The organism is Desulfurobacterium indicum (assembly GCF_001968985.1).
Taxonomy (GTDB): domain Bacteria; phylum Aquificota; class Aquificia; order Desulfurobacteriales; family Desulfurobacteriaceae; genus Desulfurobacterium_A; species Desulfurobacterium_A indicum.
This window is the reverse complement of sequence record NZ_MOEN01000028.1, coordinates 1-19,783: the sequence shown is the minus strand read 5'-3', so window position 1 is coordinate 19,783 and position 19,783 is coordinate 1. Positions and strand designations below refer to the sequence as shown.

Below are 19,783 nucleotides of genomic sequence, written 5' to 3'. Positions count from 1 at the left end.
TGAGGCTAAGGAAGAACTTCAGGATATGTTCTCCAGGAGGTACTCCTAATGGTTTACACAAAATTATTGACACAACCTTTTTTAAACAGTGTTACAAGCATTTTTCTTCTGAAGTTTCTACCTGAACGAGATTTTTTCGGAAGTTTCTTTATCCTTTCAAAAACTTCTGGTTTACTGTCACGTAACTCCCTTAGTAAGTTTACATATTTTATAAATGATTTCTCCTCTCCGTCCCCATTTTCTTCTATTTCATTTATTCTGTTAAAAAGGCCGTGTGCATTGACTTCTTCGTCTTCTGTCAAATATTTGGCATCCTCACCAAGAGCCTGATGGAAAGCCTGCAACTTCGCCACAGCAGCTGCTTCAAGGCCGAGCTCTTTTTCTGTTACACCAACGGGAAAAAAGTTATAGATATGTATTCTATCAAAGGATGAACCTACCCTGTTTATCCTTCCTACACGTTGTAATACTTTTGTTGGATTCCATGGTATGTCATAATTCACGATTACATTTGAGCGGTGAAGGTTAATGCCTTCTGCCAGCACATCAGTAGTAATTAGAATTCTTATATCATCTTTTTTCCCTTTAGCATTAGGATCAAAGTTCTTTATAATTTCTTTTCTAATGGAATTTGGTGATTTGGAAGAATAGACTAAAACACAATCTCCAAATTTTTCTTTAAGTTTTTTTCTAAATAATCTGCTGTATCGGAAAATTCAGTAAAAACGAGCAATTTTTTCGCTTTACTAAGAGTTGAGTCCTGTTCTAAAAGTTTTACAAATTTAGTTAATTTTGGATCTTCTTTTACATTATGCCATTCTTCAAGCAGACTTTTTATTGTTTCAGTATCGTTTTTAAGATTTTCATAAAATTCGGGTAATAAGTCGTTAGCGTTATACTCCTTTACTCTTTCTTCTTCAACAAATTTTAGTAATTCATCAATATTGTCTTCATTTAACAACTGATAAACATCAATTTCCTTACTTATATAAAGCTTTCCATGTTCTTCAAACATTTTTATGAACTGTTCATGAGAGGATAAAAATTTACTTAGAGTATTTCTAAAAGCTTCAAAGCTGCTTTCAAGTCTTTTTAGAAGGAGGGTTTTCATAAGCCCTGCAAGGTTCTTCTGAGAAATAAATTCTGGATCATTTTCTTTTAACTTTGTTTTAAGATATAGAGCTGGCCTATATCTGGCATATGAAAGGTTAGCTATTGTTTCTATTGTCTTATTATAAAGGTTATCTAATTTGTCATCTAAAACGTAGTATATTCTTTCAGGTTGTTCTACTTTGGGAAAAGAGACATTTTGTGCTTTTAAATCGTCTTTGAAGAATTTTTCTACTTCTTTCCTTGTTCTTCTGACCATTACATATTGAAGAATTTTTGTTCTTATTAGCTCTCCACAATTTTTGAGAACCTCTTTGTATTTTTCAGGATTTTTCTTTCTGTTTACTTTTTTTATTTCATTTTCAAGACGACTGAAGAAATCTTCTAAATTTGTAACTCCTGGAATTGTAGAACAGTAACGATCCTGAAACAACAACAGCTGGTTTTTTATATCGGAAGGTTTGTTGTTATAAGGTGTTGCTGTTACCAGTATTACTTTTTTTCCTTTACATATCATGTGCAAATTCTCATAACTTTGAGTATTTTCGTTCCTGAATCTGTGAGCTTCGTCAACAACTACCACTCCATAATCTGTAAACTCTTTAGGATCAATGTTTCTTAAAAGGCCAGAAGACACAATCTTTGCACGAACACCAAAATCTCTTAAAACATCTTCCCAGTACTCAACAAGGTGAGGAGGCGAAAAGACAAGAACTTTTTTCTGTAGTTTTGCCAATAACATTGCTGTAATGAATGTTTTGCCAAGACCAACAACATCAGAGAGGAAAACGCCTCCGTGTTCTTTCAATTTTGCCTCGGCATCAGCAACAGCCTCAAGCTGGTATTTAAGCTTTTTAAATCCTTCTGGCAAATTGAAATCCTGCTTATCATAATCAAGATAATCTTTAAGAAACTCGTAAAGGAATTTCAGGTAAAGCTCATAAGGACTTATTTCATCATTCAACCATGTTTTCTTCTGAATAGTCTCTACTATTTCATCAGATATATCTATGCAATTTTCCCAAAGACTATCAAATCTCTCTATCGCAAATTCCACGTCTCCACGATTTTTAAGTTCAACGTTAAATTCAAGATTATCTTTAAGTCCTGAAAGCGTAAAGTTTGAAGAACCAGTTATAACTCGTCCTAAATCTATTCCGCTTCTGCTTCTAAAAATATAAAGTTTTGCATGAAGCGGTGAGTGAGGATAATACTTTATTTCAAGCTTACCATTACTAATCCAGCTTATAAACTTCCTTATTGCTCTTTCTTTATCTAAAGTGTCCTCATAATTTCCAGATGAAAGTTCCTCAGAAATTTTTTCAAGATATTTATTTTTTGACTCATCTACATTTCTTGCTTTTTCTACAAGGTCAATAATTTCTCTTCCGGTCTGCATCCCAACTATAATTCTGATTTTGTCAACCTTTTCAAGCTCTTTTTCTAATTGATATAGCCCGGAAAGATAGAAATACCCAACTATAATATCTAACTCTTTAGTGTCATTAAACAAAGTTTTAAATCTATCTATTAAACAACGCCCCTCTTCATTTGTGAAAAATGTAAGGTCATTAGTCATCTTTACTCTTCCAGCATTCAATAATTAATTGATAGCATTATATCAAAATTATATACACTTTAAAGGTTATTATTCATGAACCTTCAGCCTTAATTCCTCTAACCTTTCCACCAATTCTTTACAACTTTTACTTCTCATTACCTTTTCATTTAGCTTTGCTTTTCCGCGAATGCCCTTGAAAAGCTGGACAGCTTCCATTTTTATTTCTTTACAGGCTCTTTCTTTTTCCATAAATTCCCACATCAATTTTAACTCTTCTAAAAGAAATTCTATTCTTTCTCCAAATGTTGCTTTGTAATCTCTTTTCTCTTTAAATTCTTTAAATATCCACGGATTTGAAATGGCGCCTCTGCCTGCCATGACACCGTTGCAGCCGGTCTCTTCAAACATTCTCTCCATATCTTTCCATGTCCAGACATCGCCACTGCCGACAACGGGAATAGGCGAAATTTTTTTAAGGTCTCTTATCCTTTCCCACCGTGCCTTCCCCGTGAAAAGCTCCTTTGCAAGTCTCGGGTGAAGTGCAATGAGGGAAACACCTGCTTCTATCAGATTTTCGGCTATCTTTTCAAGGTTATCTTCATGAAAGCCAAGCCTGATTTTGGCGGTAACCGGAACACCGTAAGGTTTAATGGTATTAACGGTTTCTCTTACTATATCTCCCATGATTTCGGGAAACTGAAGAAGGTATCCTGCAGATTTTGCTTTTAAAACCTTTTTAACGGAACAACCAAAGTTTATGTCTATGGCGTCGGGCTTATACTCCTCTACCACTTTAACGGCTGCTTTTGCTATCTCTTCAGGATTTCTCCCGTAAAGCTGCAAATGAATCGGCCGCTCTTCCCCGGTAAAATAAGCAAGCTCTTTTTCTATCCCTTTAAAAACGATACCGGTGGCGTTCATGAGTTCCGAATAGACTCTATCGGCACCGAGCCACCTGCAGAGTCTTCTGAATGCCGAATGGGTGTATCCTGCCATAGGGGCAAGGATGACTTCTCTTTTTATCTCCAACTTACTCAACGGCAAGCCTCAATCCGAGTTTTTTTGCGTGGTGGTAAACGGTTAAGAATTCTTCTTCTGTTATCCTCCGCGCTATTTCGGGAAATTCAGATGCCCTATAAGAGGGAAAGTACTGATCCATCACGTTTACGTAAGCATCCTTCCCCATCGTATCCCTTATCCAGTTAAGAATTTCTATACTGTCGTCAGTGTATCCCGGCATGACAAGGTGCCTTATTAAAACGCCCCTTTTAGCTGTCCTGTCACTACTGATTTCAAGATTTCCAACCTGACGAAACATTTCTAAAACCGCACTTTTTACAACTTCCGGATAGTCCGGCGTTTTCAGATATTTGGCCGCAAAATCCCTGTTAAAGGTTTTAATATCTGGCATGTAGATGTCAACAATACCCTCTAATTTTTTTAAAGTTTCAACCTTCTCATAACCTCCGCAGTTGTAAACTATAGGAACAGAAAGTCCATTTTCTTTTGCCTTTAAAATCGCAGAAACTATAAGAGGAATCTGATGGGTCGGCGTAACAAGGTTTATGTTGTGACACCTGTTTGCCTGAAGGGTCAGCATGATTTCTGCAAGTTCTTCAACGGTTATCTCTTCTCCTTCGCAAAAGTGTGAAATCTCGTAATTCTGACAGAAAACACATCCAAGGTTGCAGCCCGAAAAGAATATAGTCCCGGAACCGTAGATACCTGTTAAAACAGGTTCTTCACCGAAGTGGGCAAAAGCAGAGGCAACTTTTAGTTTAATTCCCGTTTTGCAAAAGCCTTTTTCCTTTTTCCTATCTACGCCGCAGTTCCTGGGACAAATTGTGCAGTTTTTTAAGGCTTCAGTATTAAGAATCAACCTTAACCTCTCTTAAAATCTCTTCCGGTGAAAGAGGAATTGTACCGACCTTTTCGTTTCCGGGGTTAACAACAACCTGAAGAAACGGTTTATCGGATGTAAAAAACCACTCAAGCTTCTCCTTTAAACCGTGCCTTTTCCATACCGAAGAGGTGTTTTTAAAACCCATCCCCTTTGCAACAACCTCAACATCAACTTTTGAAAAGTTAAAGTTCTCCTGGTCACCGGTGCTTCCCCACGTTCCGTTATCAACGCAGAAAATTCTAAAGTTTTGCGGCGCATAATTGCTGCACGTTGCAAGAGTTCCCGTGTTCATTAAAAGGGAACCATCACCGTCTATGGATACGACAGATTTCCCGGTTGCAACGGAATAGCCAAGAGCTATTGAAGAAACAAGACCGAGACTCCCAAGCATGTAAAAAACAGGATTTCCAATGCTGAAAAACTTTTTCAGATGGTAAACCTCCCTTGCGGGAAAACCGATATTTGCAAAAAGAACCGTATCTTTATCTCCCTTTTCCTTCAGGAAAGAGAAAAGTTCCGCCACCGCCTCAAACCTTCTCATATCGGGATTTTTAATATCTTTTTCAACCTTAACAGAAACAATCTTTTCTCTCTCCTTCCCAAATACCGGATTTTCATATTCTTCACCTTCAAAAAGGATAGGAGAAAGGAGAATAGCTATCGGCTCCCTTTTTCTAAAAGCTTCTTCTACAGCCTTCGGAATGATAGGCAGAGCGCTTTTATCATAAACCTTCACAACGGGAACACCGCAGGCTTTAAAAAGATCTTCCGTAACCTCGCCCATCAAAACCTGAGGGAGGATTTTTTCTTTATAAATACCCCTGTGAGAAACAAAAATGGGAAGGGGGATTCTGTATGTCTTAATCAACGTCATAAGAGCGCCAAAAATATTCCCCACACCAGAAGATTGAATAAAAAGAGCATAACGCTTACCGCCGGCGAAAAGCCCTGCAGCTATACCCAGCCCCTCTTCTTCCCTTGAAAGGTGGATGTGTCTTTCACCGTAAATGTCATCAAGCTTTGCAAGGAGCGTTTTAACCCTATCACAAGGAAGAGAAAGAACATGATCTATCTTTAAACCTTTTAAAACACCCGTTATAAATCCTGTAGCCTCCATCAGTCACCTCACAAGCAGAAAGTGGTTTAATAATAACAAACATTGCAACAAACAAGAAAGGAGCATACTATCAGTGATAAAATAATTAAGGTTCTATACCAGACAAGGAGGCAAAATGTTTAAGAATATTTTTAGAAAGAAGGGAAACGAGGAAGAGTTCCTGACACCAAAACAGATAGTTGAAGAGTTAGATAAGTATATTGTAGGACAGCAGGAAGCCAAGAAAGCGGTTGCAATTGCCCTGAGGAACAGGTGGAGAAGACAAAAACTCCCCGAAGAGATGAAAGAAGAAGTTGCCCCGAAAAACATCATAATGATAGGGCCTACAGGTGTTGGTAAAACGGAAATAGCAAGGAGACTGGCAAAGCTCGTAAATGCACCGTTCGTGAAAGTGGAAGCCACAAAATTTACAGAAGTTGGCTACGTCGGACGGGACGTAGAATCAATGATAAGAGACCTCGTTGAAATAGCAGTTAACATGGTAAAAGAGGAAAAGATAGAAGAAGTGAAGGTAAAGGCAAGGGAACTCGCTTATGAAAGACTCCTTGACTACCTGATACCGGAAGAGCCTCAAAAACCGCAGTCAATTGAAAGTCTGTTTGACGTTTTTCTGCCTTCCCAGTCAAAGAAAAAAGAAGAACCATTAGCAAGAGAGATTAAAAAAGAGAGGAAAAGATACCTAACACTTTTAAAAGAGGGAAAACTTGACGAAGAAGAAGTGGAGATACCGGTAACCGTTGAAACACCTGCGAACATAGGCGTAATAGGCATAGGCCCCGGAATGGGAGGTGACGCAGGGAACATTCAGGACTTACTCTCTTCTCTATTTCCAAAACCTAAAAAGATAAGAAAGATGAAGGTGAAAGAAGCCCTCAGATATCTTGAACAGGAAGAAGCACAAAAACTGATAGATATGGACGAAGTAATTAAAGAGGCAATAAATCGCGTTGAAAATCACGGTATCGTTTTCATAGACGAAATAGACAAGGTAGCCGCAAAGGGAAGCGGAAAAGGCCCGGACGTTTCAAGGGAAGGTGTCCAGAGAGACCTGCTGCCGATAGTAGAAGGGTCAAAAGTGCCGACAAAGTATGGTCTGATAAAGACAGACCACATACTATTCATAGCGGCCGGTGCTTTCCATATAGCGAAACCTTCTGACCTTTTACCGGAACTTCAGGGAAGATTTCCGATAAGGGTAGAACTAAAACCTCTCACAAAAGAAGACTTCATAAAAATTCTCACCGAACCGAAAAACGCACTGACAAAACAATACACAGAACTCCTTAAAACGGAAGGTGTTGAAATAGAATTCACAGAAGACGGCATCGAAGAAATAGCCAGAATGGCAGAAGAGGCAAACACAAAAGCTGAAAACATCGGTGCAAGGAGACTCCACACCGTCCTTGAAAGACTCCTTGAAGACATCTCATTCAATGCACCGGATATGAAAGGTCAGAAAGTCATAATAAACAGAGAATACGTGAGAGAAAAGCTTGGGAACATCATAGAAGACGAAGACCTTACAAGATATATCCTTTAAGCGGAGAACCGATGATTGAAAAGATAGCAAAAAAGATTGAAAAACACGGAGACATATTTCTGACGATAGACGAAAAAGAACGTTTCTACCTGACAAAGTTTCCGTCATCATTCGGTGTAGTTGTCATTACATCGGACAGTGACGGATTTTTATTTACCGACAAACGATACCTTGAAGCGGCGCAGAAAAAGATAAAAAAATTCACGGTTTTAGAATGGAAAAGTTTTGAACATCTGAAAGAAATTTTCGGAAACAAGAAGGTAATAGTTGACGGAGAAAGAGTAACGTTAAAACAGTTTAGCGAAATAGAAAAACACTTTGAAACCACCACAGTCAACGGTTTTTTAAAAGAGTTTCGTGTGGTAAAAACGGAAGAGGAAATCTATGCCATAACCCGCGCAGTAGCTATCGCCGAACAGTCATTAAAAGACGTCCTTCACCTTTTAAAACCGGGAATAACAGAATACCAATTCAGAAAAGAGTTGGTAAACAGAATGTTCTACTACGGCAGCGAAGAGTCGTTTGAAACGATAGTCGCATCGGGAAAAGGTTCATCCATCCCCCACTGGAAAACCTCTCAGAAAGAGATAAAAGACGGAGACGTCGTTATTGTCGATTTTGGTTCGATTTTCGGTGGATATCTCTCAGACATAACGAGAACATTCCTGATAGGAAATGTTTCTTACGAACTTAAAAAGATTTACGATACAGTCCTTGAAGCTCAATTAAAAGGGATGGAGGCGGCAAAATCGGGCATGCCCTGTCGGGAAGTTGATAAAATAGTAAGGAATTTTATATCTAAAAAGGGATATGGCGACCACTTTATCCACGGAACAGGACACGGAATAGGCGTTGAAATTCATGAAGCACCAACGTTAAGTCTGCGCTCCAATGAAATTTTAAAGAAAAACTGCGTCGTAACGGTAGAACCGGGAATATACATACCTGAACTTGGCGGCGTAAGAATTGAAGACGATGTTCTGGTAGGAGAAGACGGCGGATACTCACTTGTAACTCTTCAAAAGTAACAGGGAGGTTTTAATGGCAAAAAGCATTGATTTAAGCGGTAAAGTTGCCCTCGTAACAGGCGGAACAAGAGGAATAGGAAGGGCAATAGCAGAAGTTCTAAAAGAAGCAGGCGCAACCGTTTACATCACAGGGACAAACGAAGAGAAAACAAAACAGGTAGCAGAAGAAATAGGTGTAAACGGCGTAAAGATGAATGTCTGCGACAGAGAAGAAGTGAAAAAAGTTGTTGCAGAGATAGCAAAAAAAGAAAGGAAGATAGACATTCTCATAAACAACGCAGGCATTACAAGAGACACTCTCTTTATGAGAATGAAAGATGAAGATTGGGATGCGGTAATAGAGACAAACCTTACAGGCATCTACAATGTAACAAGGCAGGTAGTTCCCATTATGATGAAAAAGAGAACCGGCTCCATTGTCAACATCTCTTCCGTCGTCGGTTTCACAGGAAACCCGGGACAGGTTAACTACTCATCTACAAAAGCAGCACTTGTCGGATTTACAAAATCCTTAGCAAAGGAGGTTGCATCACGGGGAATCCGTGTAAACGCCGTAGCGCCAGGATACATAACAACAGATATGACGCAGAAAATACCAGAAAAAGTAAAAGAGGCCCTTATAAAGTCCATTCCGATGCGCAGAGAAGGTGAACCATCAGAAGTTGCAGATACCGTTCTCTTTTTAGTTTCCGACATGGCATCATATATCACAGGCACCACAATTCACGTCAATGGTGGACTTTTCTGAAGTTAGGAATATAATTTCCACTATCAACTATTTAAGGAGGTTGGCATGACAGAAAACATCGAAGAAAAGGTGAAAGAACTTATCGCCGATAGACTTGGAGTTGATCCTGAAGAAGTAACTCCAGATGCTTCTTTTGTAGAAGACCTCGGCGCAGACTCTCTTGACACAGTTGAGCTTGTTATGGCTCTTGAAGAAGAGTTTGGAATTGAAATTCCCGACGAAGACGCTGAAAAGATTCAAACAGTAGGCGATGCTATCGAATACATCAAAAATCACACCTAAAAGTACTTATCTTTTAAAAATTTAAGAGGGGGGAATTCCCCCCTCACAATAAAACTTTCTTCTCTTTCCTTCCTATTCTTTCAACAACAGTTTTCAAAAAAAGAAAAGCAACATCGTAAAAGCATTCAAAAAAGTTTACAATTTTATACAAAGTCTATAATTTTTCCTAAAACTTAGAACTGTAAGGAGCACGATGGACGCACTTATAAGAGATATTTATAAAATGCCCGCAGGGCAGGAATTTGAAGGCTTTTTCATAATAGAGAATGTTGAGATCAAAAAACACCGAACAGGTGAACCATATCTGAGACTTATCGTCTCTGATAGGACAGGAACCCTTCCAATTCTCTGGTGGAAACCCCCAAAAGATGCAGACCTCACAATTTTCAAAAAGGGTGACGTCGTTTTTATTAAAGCTTACGTTGAGCTCTTTCAGGGGAATGTCCAGCCGAAGATAAGACTAATGCGCCATGCGGAAAAAAATGAATTCAAAAGGGAAAAATTCATCCGGTCCAGCAGATTTAACATAGACGAGCAGTTTACAAAACTCCTTGAAATCATAGAAACCATCCAAAATCCTTACCTTAAAAAACTGCTCGAACTTATATTTTACGACGATGAAATAGCATCCGCATTCATAAAAACACCGGGCGGGAAATTTATCCATCACGCAACCATAGGTGGCCTTTTGGAACACACGCTGGGTGTTGTTGAGATATGTGAAGTCGTGGCAAAAAGATATAAAAGCATAGACAGAGACCTTCTTATAACTGCCGCAATCCTTCATGACTTAGGAAAAATAGATGAATACAGCATAGACATGGCAATTGACAGAACAGACGAAGGAATACTCTTAGGCCACATTTTCACGGGGAGCGAATTAATCTCCAAAAAGATAGACGAAATAGAAGGATTCCCTAAAAAACTGAAAATAAAACTCCTTCACTGCATTTTATCTCACCACGGAGAGTACGAATATGGCTCTCCAAAAAAACCAAAAACGCTCGAGGCAGTAGCTCTCCATTATGCAGATGCCCTCGATTCCAAAGTCAAAGGATACGAAGAACACATAGAGAGGGAGCTTGGTGAAGGAAAAGGCTGGACCAAGAGACACTTTGCATACGAAGTTCCTATATTCTTTGACGGGGAGATAAGCTATGAAGAATGAAAAGAAACTTACATACAAAGATGCTGGCGTTGATATTGAGGCCGGAGACGCACTTGTTGAGAGGATAAAACCTTTTGCAAAAAAAACGTTTGACAGCAATGTTCTCGCTGGAATCGGAGGATTCGGAGCAGGTTACCTTATTCCCGAAGGTTACAAAAAACCTGTTTTGGTTTCCGGAACAGACGGTGTCGGAACAAAACTTAAAGTCGCTCAGATGGCGAACGTTCACGATACTGTCGGAATTGACCTTGTGGCAATGTGCGTTAACGATATATTGACCGTTGGCGCAAAACCGCTCTTTTTCCTTGACTACTTTGCAACAGGCAAACTATCAGTTGACACCGCCGCAGACGTAGTCAAAGGTATAGCAAAAGGGTGTGAAATCGCCGGCTGTGCACTCATCGGCGGAGAAACAGCCGAAATGCCCGATTTTTACCCTGAAGGTGAATACGACCTTGCGGGATTCGTTGTCGGAATTGTTGACATGGATAAATATATAACCGGTGAAAAGATAAAACCCGGCGATATTGTCATAGGTGTCGCATCTTCTGGAATCCACAGCAACGGCTATTCGCTTGTGAGAAAACTTTTCTTTGACATTCTCAAACTAAACATAAACAATACGGTAGATGAACTTGGCAAAACTGTTGCCGAAATCTTACTAACTCCAACAAAAATTTACGTAAAACCGATACTGCATCTTATCTCAAAAGTAAACGTCAAAGGACTTGCCCACATAACCGGTGGAGGAATACCGGGAAACTTGGCAAGAATCCTCCCGAACGGAACAAAGGCTGTAATAGATAAAAATACCTGGGAAATTCCCCCAATATTTAGATTTATTCAGGAAAAAGGAAACGTTCCGGAAGAAGAAATGTTCAAAACGTTCAACATGGGCATAGGAATGTGCATAATTGTCTCACCGGAAGACACTGAAAAAACAGTATCCACATTAGAAGCACAGGGAGAAAGAGCATTCGTAATCGGAAAAATAGAAAAAGGCAATAAAAAGGTTGAAATAAAATGAAGATAGCTGTTCTTGCTTCCGGAAGAGGTTCTAACTTTAAGAAGCTGGTAGAGGCAGTAAAAGACGGAAAGATTAAAGCTGAAATATCTATACTTATAACTGACAGGGAAGCAGCAAAAGCTGCAGACATTGCAAGGGAATTCAATATAAACGTCTGCTACCTTCCTTTCAAAAAATTCCCTGACAGAGATGCTTATGACAGAAAAATCGTTTCCATACTAAAACAGGAAGATATATCCCTTGTCTGTCTTGCCGGTTACATGAGAATAGTTACACCAACCCTTATAAAAGCCTTTAAAAACAGAATAATGAACATTCACCCTTCGCTTCTTCCCGCCTTTCCTGGACTTGGTGTCCACAAAAAAGTTTTAGAGTATGGAGCAAAATTTTCGGGAGCAACCGTTCACTTTGTAGATACAGGAGTGGACACCGGCCCTATAATTATTCAAGCAGTTGTTCCGGTAAAACCAGAAGATACTCCCGAATCTCTCGCCGAAAGAATCCTAAAATGGGAACACAAAATATATCCTCAAGCTGTGAAGTGGTTTACGGAAGACAGAATAAAAATAGACGGCCGTATTGTAACGGTAGAAAAGGCATCTTACGACTCTCTGCCGGTAATTCCGTCACTGGAGGACTTTTAATGGAACGGTTTAAAGTTTCAGGAAACGTTGAAGCAATAATAAATCCGGTAGACAGCTTAGACATAACTTCTGTCGTTATATTTTCAGAAAACGGTAGCGTAACAGACGGAAAACTGGCAGGACTAACCAACCTGTCCCTTCACGTAGGACTTAAGAGAAGTCTAACTAAAACGACAAAAGAGATAGCATTTTTAACAGAACCTTTCGGATCGGCAATAGTTCCAGATACGGGAAAAGACTTTTCAACTATATCTTTCCAGATAACATCCAACGGATTCCCTGTATTTGTAGATATATTATCCGAACTAATAGAAAAACCGGCTTTTTTAGAAGAAGACTTTGTAATAGAGAAAGAAACAGCATTAGCAGCAATTAGAGCCAGGTTGGAAAGTGCATTCTCCTTTGGTTACGAAGAATTCAATCTCTTTACATACAAAAATACACCTTACGAAAATCTCCCCACAGGAACCATGAAAACAGTGGTGCCCATAACACTGAAGGACCTAAAGGAGAGATACGAAAAATTCTTTAGAGAAAGTAGATTCATAATCTCCATAGCAGGAAAAATTCCGAAAAATGTAGATAAGATTCTCTCAACACTACCGATAACAGGCGGAGAAAGCAAAAACCTTTCCTTTAAAACGCCAATAGAAAAAAGTGAAAATATAAGCCTATGCAGAAAAGGATCAACACAAACGTTTATAATCAGAGGTTACGAAGCTCCTTCTGTTAATAACTGGAAAAAATACGTCTCATACAAACTTCTCAACACAGTTGTCGGCGATGGATTCAACTCTATTCTTTTTCAGGAATTAAGAGAAAAGCAGGGACTTGCCTACTCAACAGGCTCTTTCTTTCCGACACTTAAAAATCCTGGAAGGTTTGTTATTTACATAGGAACATCTCCTGAAAAGGAAGAACAAGCATTAAAAGAAATAGACAACCTCATACAAAATCTACCTTCATTGATAAACACCCAAAACCTGGAAAGAGCCAAAAATTATCTGAAAGGAACATACCTCCTCGACCACGAAAAAAGACTTAGAAAAGCCTGGTATAGCGGATGGTGGGCAATCCTAACGGGAACACCGGAAAAAGACAGCAACTACATAGAAGCAATAGAATCACTGACAATAAACGACGTAAAAGAAGCAGCAGAAGAGCTGAGCAAAAAAACATACCATCAGGTAATCGTCTGCGATGGATAAAATAATCGTTATAAGTATGTGTTTAATGGGAATAAAGTGTCGATACGATGGTCGGAGTATTCCCTGGGAAGAATTAAAATTTCTTAAAGGCAGGTTTTTCATCTTGCCGGTATGCCCTGAACAGCTTGGCGGACTTCCTACTCCAAGACCACCAGCAAAGATTGAAAGAGAAGACGGTTTTTCAGTATTAGAAGGAAAAAGCCGTGTTTTAACCATTGAAGAGAAGGATGACGTAACAGAAAACTTCATAAGAGGTGCTCAGGAAACATTAAAGATAGTCAACACATTTAGAGAAGATATAAAAGCAGTAATATTAAAAGAGAAAAGTCCTTCGTGCGGCGTGAAAACTATATATAATTTTAACTCAGACTCTCTAAAAGCAGGGAAAGGCGTAGCAGCAGCCCTATTTATTAAAAATGGCTACCGCGTTTTAAGTTCTGACGAACTTGAAAAGATAAAAAAACTTTAAAAAGGAGTTCAAATGAGTAGACTGCCAAAACTTGTTATAGCGGGACTAAAACCAAAATACCCCATTATTCAAGGTGGAATGGGAGCAAAAGTATCTTTACACAGACTCGCAGCTGCCGTTGCAAACGCAGGTGGAATGGGCGTTATATCAGCCGTCCTGCTTCAGGAAAAAGACAGAACAAAAGAACCTAAAAAGATATGCAAAGGCAAAAATCTTGAAGAATTGGGAATGAAACCCTACTTATACGCAACAGAGCTTGCAGAAGAGATTGAAAAAGCAAAAGAGCTTGCACCAAACGGCTTGATCGGTGTAAACATAATGTATGCTCTCACACACTTTTGCGAGCTTCTATTGACTGCTATCGATGCAGGTGCAGACTTTATAATTCAAGGGGCTGGATTCGGAAAAGATGTTTTTAAAATCTGCAAAACGTTTGATATACCCCTCATAGAAATCGTGTCAACGCCAAAAGGCGCCGCTCTATCTGAAAGACTCGGAGCTTCTGCAATAATTGTTGAAAGTGTCGAAGCCGGAGGACATCTCGGAACAGATAAAGGACTTTGGGAGATCCTTCCTGACATTGTAAAAGCTGTTAAAAAAATTCCCGTAATAGCAGCAGGTGGCATTTTCGACGGAAAAGACATGGCAAAAGCCTTTGAAATGGGAGCAAAAGGCGTTCAGATCGCAACAAGATTTATAGCAACGCATGAATGTGATGCCGATCAAAATTTCAAAGAGTATATAATTAATGCAAAACCGGAAGATTCTATATTTATAAAAAGCCCGGTCGGGATGCCGGCACATGCTGTTAGAAACCCATTTACGGAGAGGCTTGAAAAAGAAGGCAAGATCCCACACGGATGTCACTACAACTGCCTGAAAACGTGTGCCAAGGCAGAATCTATATACTGTATAGCCGACGCTCTACTTGCATCAGCAGCCGGTGATGTTGTGAACGGACTTGTATTTTCCGGCAGTAATGTCGGAAAAGTTAACAGAATGTATCACGTTGATGAACTTATACAGGAGCTTATCAACGAATGTGAAAAGGAACTTGAAAGGAAAAATCTTAATTTCCGGAGGGAATGATGAAAAAGCTAATCGCAGCCGCTGTTTTTCCTCTTCTACTGGCAGGTTGCGTCCAAACGCAACCGGTAAACACAACACCTGCACCTCAGAAGAGTGCATATGATAAGAAACTCGAAGAGTTAGAAAGACGCGTATCTGAAATAGAAGCAAAAACCCTTCAGAACAGTGCCAAAATAAAAACACTAAACGAAAGAGTTGCAAGAGTAGAAGACAGACTGGTTGAAGACGAAAAGGACATTTACGAACTTAAAAAATCTTCAGAACAAACCCAGAAAATTCTAAAGGAAATAACCGTATCAGCAAAATCTGCAGTGCAATCTGCAAACCAAACATCACAACAAGCCCAGGAAAAACCTACAACCGTGGAGCAACCATATTCAGAAGTCCAAACGCCTGAAGTTATCAACGTATCCGATGAGGATATTTATAAAAAAGCTTTCAACGCCATGGAATCAGGAGAACTCGACACGGCAAGAATACTGTTTGAAACACTGGTAAAAAGGTATCCGGACAGTCCTCTCGCAGATAACTCTCTATACTGGATAGGTGAAATCTTCTACTTCCACGGCGACTATGCAACGGCTCTTAATTACTTTAAAAAAGTGGTTGATAATTATTCAAAATACTATCCTTCACCAAAGGGCAACAAAGTTCCCGCAGCTCTTCTAAAAGAAGCACTCTGCTATAAAGGGCTCGGAGATACCACAAAAGCAAAGCAGCTGCTTAAAGAATTGATTTCAAAATATCCTTCTACAAACGAAGCGGCTATCGCAAAAGTAAAACTTATGGAACTCGGAGATTAATAGATGAACGAAAGAGACATGAGAATCAAAGCACTTGCATATAGAGGGTTTGATCTGTGGCTCAACCTTGAGCTGTCAAAATTCAGGCCGGACGGTGGATACGAAGAAGTTGAAAAATTTTTATCAAAACGATTCAAGACAGAAAACCTAAATCCTCTTCTTGAAGTTCTTGGACTCCTTGAAATGGCATTAATAGAAGACGCCCTAAAAGGCAAAGACTACTTTACAGAAGAGAGAGAACAGGTAATAAAAGAAATCGTAGAGCAGCTTACAGCCGACTTTCCCTTAATAGTGGAAGAGATGGAAAAGATAGCAGAAACTATAAATGGTAAAATTAGCCAGTTTAAAGAGCTCGCACAAAAGTATAGAGAAAAGGAAGGAGGCAATTAAATGTCAGGAAAAATAAAAGTTGCCATAGTCGGGGTTGGAAACTGTGCAAGTTCCCTGGTTCAGGGAATTTACTACTATCAGGGAAAGTCAGAAAAAGAGATCTCGGGACTTATGCATTATGATATCGGTGGTTACAGACCATGGGACATAGAAGTTGTAGCCGCTTTTGACATTGATAAAAGAAAAGTCGGTAAAGACGTAAGTAAAGCTATTTTTGAAAAGCCAAACTGCACAACCGTTTTCAACCCCGATGTTCCGGAAATGGATGTTGAAGTCCAGATGGGACCCGTCCTTGACGGATTTGCAGAGCACATGAACGAATATCCTGAAGACCAGAGATTTGTAGTTGCGGATAAAGAACCTGTTGATGTAACAAAGGTTTTAAAAGAATCGGGAGCAGAGGTTGTTATCAATTACTTACCTGTTGGCTCTGAAGATGCAACAAGATACTATGCTCAGTGTGCCCTTGATGCCGGATGTGCCTTTGTAAACTGCATTCCTGTTTTCATAGCATCAGACAGCGAATGGGCTAAAAAGTTCGAAGAAAAAGGCCTTCCGATTGTTGGAGATGACATCAAATCACAGGTAGGTGCAACAATTACCCACAGAGTCCTTGCAACACTCATGTCAGACAGAGGCGTTGCAATAGACAAAACATACCAGCTTAATTTCGGCGGAAACACAGACTTTTTAAACATGCTTGAAAGAAAAAGACTTAAAACAAAGAAAATATCAAAAACAGAAGCCGTTCGTTCACTCATTCCTTATCCAATGCCTGATAATAACATTCATATAGGACCAAGTGATTACGTTCCGTGGCTCAAAGACAACAAAATCGCATACATCCGGCTTGAAGGAAGACTCTTTGGCGACGTCCCGATGTATATAGAACTAAAACTATCCGTTGAAGACTCACCAAACAGTGCAGGCTCTGCAATAGATGCTATAAGATGTGCAAAGGTCGGACTTGACAGAAAGATAGGCGGTCCTCTCTATTCTATTTCCTCATACACGATGAAACATCCGCCGATCCAGTATCCTGACTGGAAAGCTAAAGAGTTGGTTGATGGATTTATAAAAGGTGAAGTAGAAAGATAACTTAACGTTACGTTTTAACCATAATTAGAAAAAAAGGGGGCTTTAAAGCCCCCTTTTAATTTTAGATTCAGATTCTGTCTTTTATCAGAAGTTCCAGCCTTTTCATAACCTCTTCAGAAATATATCCTTTCTTTGTCTGAATAGCGCCAACAAGAGCGGTTTTAGCGTAAGAATTCTCAATATCTTCAGGCTTAATAACTTCTATAACACGCTTTAACATTCTTTTGGCGTTCTCAATGTTTTTTGCCATGGTGGCAAGGACTTTTTCAACGTTAACTTCTTCACCCTCTTTCCAGACATCGTAATCTGTCGCAAGAGCAACAGCCGCATAAGGAATCTCCGCTTCCCTTGCGAGCTTTGCTTCAGGGATATTTGTCATTCCGATTACATCAACGCCCCAGCTTCTATAAATCTTTGATTCTGCCTTTGTTGAAAACTGAGGACCTTCTATACAGATATAAGTTCCTTCCCTGTGAACCGGAATACCCTCATCAAGACAGGCCTTATAGATAAGCTCGTTTAAACACTCACAGGTAGGCTTATCAAAAGGAATATGGGCAACAATACCGTTACCGAAAAATGTTGAAGGCCTGTTCTTTGTCCTGTCAAAATATTGAGTAACAATTACAAAATCACCGGGCTTTATCTCTTCCTTCATTGAACCAACAGCACTAACAGAGAGGATGGCATCAACACCAAGCATTTTAAATCCGTAAATGTTTGCTCTGTATGGAACTTCTGAAGGAAGGTAAACGTGACCCCTTCCGTGTCTTGGAAGGAAATATACATCTTTACCAGCAAGCTTTCCGTGAATGTAGGCATCTGAAGGTTTACCAAAAGGAGTATCAAGAGTTATCTCTTTAACATCAGTAAGTCCTTCAATGTCATAAAGTCCACTACCACCGATAATTCCTATTTTCATACTCTCCTCCTGAAATTGAGATTATCTGTTAAAGGATATCTCTTTACCGCCTTCTTCAACCTTTATTATCGTTCCCATACCCCAAACGTTTATTACCTTATCCCCGTCATTATCAACGCCTTCAAGAATCTTTATGGTAATGTTTTTCACACCGTTTCCTCCTATATCTTCTGCCTGCTGTTCAAGCATAGCAACCACTCTCATAACAGGATCAATAGGAAGCTCACCGTTAAACCAGTTTTTCTCCTTCTGCTGAATGAAAGCATAAGCTATGTTTATAACCTCGTGTTTCTGCGGAACTTCTCCAAAAGAGAGAATCATCTCTAAACCTCCGTAGGACTGTTGTTAGTGTGATTATTCTACAATAAAATCTCAAGATAAAGAGGAACACACCTGAAAAAATTTAAAGCATCATCCCGCCGATAACTCTCCCAGTCAAATTTGCAAATTACAAATTTACAAATTAACAGTTTACTAACGTTTAATTTAGATATTTATTTGCAAATCTTTGTACACAAAGGAGGAGCTATGATTAAAATGACCAACGGAATGAAAAGAAAAATATTAATGTTATCCGCTGCGATTATCACATTAACGGGATGCTTCAAACGAAATAACAGTCAAACAAAAAACTCTCAAGAAAAACCTCAAATATCAGGAACCATAAACTTCTACACATCTCTTCCTAAAACCTTGGCACTGAAGATAGCAAAAAACTACGAGAAGGAATATCCTGGAGTAACAGTAAATGTTTATAGAAGTGGTGCGTCAAAAATAATGGCAAAATTAGAAGCCGAAATAGAAGCAGGCAAAATAACCGCAGATGTAGTGTGGCTTGCAGATCCAGGAAATACGATTTTTCTCAAAAACAAACATCTTCTATTGAAGTATATCCCTCAAAATGCAAAAAGTATAGCCTTCAAAGATAAAGACGGCTACTTCTTCGCAGGAAGATTTATCGCACCGGTAATAGCATTCAACACAAAGATCATTCAGAATCCTCCGGAGACATTTAAAACATTAACCTCAACAACCTATAAAAATTCGTTACCTTCTCCATGGAACAAAGCCAGAGGTTGGTGTGCAATTCCGAATCCTCTTTACTCCGGTTCTGCTGTTGCTTTCGTTTACGGCATTTCAAAGATATACGGCTGGAAATACTTCCAAAAACTTAAAGATAACGGCGGTATCGTTCTTAAAAGCAACGGCTCCGTCAAAAATGCGCTGATTCAAGGAGAAAGTGCTGTTGGTGTTACCCTTGATTATATGGTGAGACAACAAAAAGCTAAAGGAATGAATATTGATTATATATATCCAAAAGATGGAACCGTCTTAATACCAAGCCCCGTAGCCATTTTAAAAACAAGTAAAAATATCAAAGCAGCGGAAAACTTTGAAGAATTCCTGCTTTCAAAAGACACACAGAAATTACTTGCAAACAACTACATAATTCCGGCACGAATAGATATAAAATCAGATAAAGTGCCTTCTTTACAGTCAATTAAACAGATAAAAATAGACTGGAATACCGTTTCTAAAGGTAGTGTACGATATTTTGTGTAAGCTTGAGAAATGGGATAACCTCCTGGGGAACACCCCACAAATACCAACCCCAGGAGGCAAAAATGGAACTACAGAAGATTTTACCAGACCTAGTTAAGGAAGTGGTAAAGCAA

Annotated in this window: 21 protein-coding genes; 14 read left to right on the top strand and 7 right to left on the bottom strand. The window is 39.2% G+C overall.

The features are described 5' to 3' along the window. Window positions 1–53 precede the first annotated feature (53 nt). The 5 genes from BLW93_RS07090 to comD form a co-directional block, all read right to left on the bottom strand. Window positions 54–716 carry a helicase-related protein gene (locus BLW93_RS07090; RefSeq protein WP_078058206.1) on the bottom strand — a complete coding sequence of 221 codons (663 nt, stop codon included), beginning with the start codon at window positions 714–716 and terminating at the stop codon, window positions 54–56. Then, on the bottom strand, window positions 653–2,689 hold the full coding sequence (locus BLW93_RS07085) for an SNF2-related protein (RefSeq protein ID WP_076713391.1): 2,037 nt from the start codon (window positions 2,687–2,689) through the stop codon (window positions 653–655). The genes BLW93_RS07090 and BLW93_RS07085 overlap by 64 nt, the downstream gene beginning before the upstream one ends. A 69-nt stretch (window positions 2,690–2,758) precedes the next feature. Further along, window positions 2,759–3,709: a tRNA dihydrouridine synthase gene (locus tag BLW93_RS07080; protein WP_245792005.1), complete on the bottom strand. Its 951-nt coding sequence runs from the start codon at window positions 3,707–3,709 to the stop codon at window positions 2,759–2,761. Further along, a complete protein-coding gene (locus tag BLW93_RS07075; RefSeq protein WP_076713390.1) occupies window positions 3,702–4,550 on the bottom strand; it encodes a radical SAM protein in 849 nt (282 codons plus the stop codon). Before BLW93_RS07075 ends, BLW93_RS07080 begins: the two co-directional genes overlap by 8 nt. After that, window positions 4,540–5,691 carry a sulfopyruvate decarboxylase subunit alpha gene (gene comD, locus BLW93_RS07070; protein ID WP_076713389.1) on the bottom strand — a complete coding sequence of 384 codons (1,152 nt, stop codon included), beginning with the start codon at window positions 5,689–5,691 and terminating at the stop codon, window positions 4,540–4,542. Before comD ends, BLW93_RS07075 begins: the two co-directional genes overlap by 11 nt. A 115-nt stretch (window positions 5,692–5,806) precedes the next feature. Here comD and hslU point away from each other — a divergent pair, with 115 nt between their 5' ends. The 13 genes from hslU (at window position 5,807) to BLW93_RS07005 (ending at window position 17,185) form a co-directional block, all read left to right on the top strand. Beyond that, window positions 5,807–7,231 carry an ATP-dependent protease ATPase subunit HslU gene (hslU, locus tag BLW93_RS07065; protein WP_076713388.1) on the top strand — a complete coding sequence of 475 codons (1,425 nt, stop codon included), beginning with the start codon at window positions 5,807–5,809 and terminating at the stop codon, window positions 7,229–7,231. Between the two features lie 11 nt (window positions 7,232–7,242). Then, window positions 7,243–8,259, top strand: a complete 1,017-nt coding sequence (locus tag BLW93_RS07060) for an aminopeptidase P family protein (protein WP_076713387.1) — start codon at window positions 7,243–7,245, stop codon at window positions 8,257–8,259. A 13-nt stretch (window positions 8,260–8,272) separates the two neighbouring features. After that, window positions 8,273–9,007 (top strand): 3-oxoacyl-[acyl-carrier-protein] reductase, encoded by a 735-nt coding sequence (fabG, locus tag BLW93_RS07055; RefSeq protein WP_076713386.1) that lies wholly within the window; start codon window positions 8,273–8,275, stop codon window positions 9,005–9,007. Between the two features lie 45 nt (window positions 9,008–9,052). After that, complete coding sequence (gene acpP, locus BLW93_RS07050; RefSeq protein WP_076713385.1) at window positions 9,053–9,289, top strand: acyl carrier protein; 237 nt, start codon at window positions 9,053–9,055, stop codon at window positions 9,287–9,289. Between the two features lie 193 nt (window positions 9,290–9,482). Beyond that, the gene (locus tag BLW93_RS07045; protein ID WP_076713384.1) at window positions 9,483–10,457 is read left to right on the top strand and encodes a 3'-5' exoribonuclease YhaM family protein; all 975 of its coding nucleotides are present in this window, start codon (window positions 9,483–9,485) and stop codon (window positions 10,455–10,457) included. Continuing rightward, the gene (gene purM / locus BLW93_RS07040; protein WP_076713383.1) at window positions 10,447–11,484 is read left to right on the top strand and encodes a phosphoribosylformylglycinamidine cyclo-ligase; all 1,038 of its coding nucleotides are present in this window, start codon (window positions 10,447–10,449) and stop codon (window positions 11,482–11,484) included. Before BLW93_RS07045 ends, purM begins: the two co-directional genes overlap by 11 nt. Next, window positions 11,481–12,128, top strand: coding sequence for a phosphoribosylglycinamide formyltransferase (gene purN, locus BLW93_RS07035; protein ID WP_076713382.1), 648 nt, complete (start codon window positions 11,481–11,483; stop codon window positions 12,126–12,128). The genes purM and purN overlap by 4 nt, the downstream gene beginning before the upstream one ends. Continuing rightward, the gene (locus BLW93_RS07030; RefSeq protein WP_076713381.1) at window positions 12,128–13,336 is read left to right on the top strand and encodes a M16 family metallopeptidase; all 1,209 of its coding nucleotides are present in this window, start codon (window positions 12,128–12,130) and stop codon (window positions 13,334–13,336) included. The genes purN and BLW93_RS07030 overlap by 1 nt, the downstream gene beginning before the upstream one ends. Further along, complete coding sequence (locus tag BLW93_RS07025; protein ID WP_076713380.1) at window positions 13,329–13,805, top strand: 2-thiouracil desulfurase family protein; 477 nt, start codon at window positions 13,329–13,331, stop codon at window positions 13,803–13,805. Before BLW93_RS07030 ends, BLW93_RS07025 begins: the two co-directional genes overlap by 8 nt. Window positions 13,806–13,817: 12 nt before the next feature. After that, a complete protein-coding gene (locus tag BLW93_RS07020) occupies window positions 13,818–14,894 on the top strand; it encodes an NAD(P)H-dependent flavin oxidoreductase (protein WP_076713379.1) in 1,077 nt (358 codons plus the stop codon). Further along, the gene (gene ybgF, locus BLW93_RS07015) at window positions 14,894–15,697 is read left to right on the top strand and encodes a tol-pal system protein YbgF (RefSeq protein ID WP_076713378.1); all 804 of its coding nucleotides are present in this window, start codon (window positions 14,894–14,896) and stop codon (window positions 15,695–15,697) included. Before BLW93_RS07020 ends, ybgF begins: the two co-directional genes overlap by 1 nt. 3 nt (window positions 15,698–15,700) lie before the next feature. Continuing rightward, window positions 15,701–16,087 (top strand): hypothetical protein, encoded by a 387-nt coding sequence (locus BLW93_RS07010; protein ID WP_076713377.1) that lies wholly within the window; start codon window positions 15,701–15,703, stop codon window positions 16,085–16,087. Beyond that, complete coding sequence (locus BLW93_RS07005; protein ID WP_076713376.1) at window positions 16,088–17,185, top strand: inositol-3-phosphate synthase; 1,098 nt, start codon at window positions 16,088–16,090, stop codon at window positions 17,183–17,185. Between the two features lie 67 nt (window positions 17,186–17,252). Here BLW93_RS07005 and mtnP read toward each other — a convergent pair whose 3' ends face one another. Beyond that, window positions 17,253–18,107: an S-methyl-5'-thioadenosine phosphorylase gene (gene mtnP / locus BLW93_RS07000; protein WP_076713375.1), complete on the bottom strand. Its 855-nt coding sequence runs from the start codon at window positions 18,105–18,107 to the stop codon at window positions 17,253–17,255. Between the two features lie 21 nt (window positions 18,108–18,128). Next, the gene (locus BLW93_RS06995; protein ID WP_076713374.1) at window positions 18,129–18,428 is read right to left on the bottom strand and encodes a hypothetical protein; all 300 of its coding nucleotides are present in this window, start codon (window positions 18,426–18,428) and stop codon (window positions 18,129–18,131) included. A gap of 207 nt (window positions 18,429–18,635) precedes the next feature. Here BLW93_RS06995 and BLW93_RS06990 point away from each other — a divergent pair, with 207 nt between their 5' ends. Beyond that, on the top strand, window positions 18,636–19,670 hold the full coding sequence (locus BLW93_RS06990) for an ABC transporter substrate-binding protein (RefSeq protein ID WP_216818671.1): 1,035 nt from the start codon (window positions 18,636–18,638) through the stop codon (window positions 19,668–19,670). The last annotated feature ends 113 nt before the right edge of the window (window positions 19,671–19,783 follow it).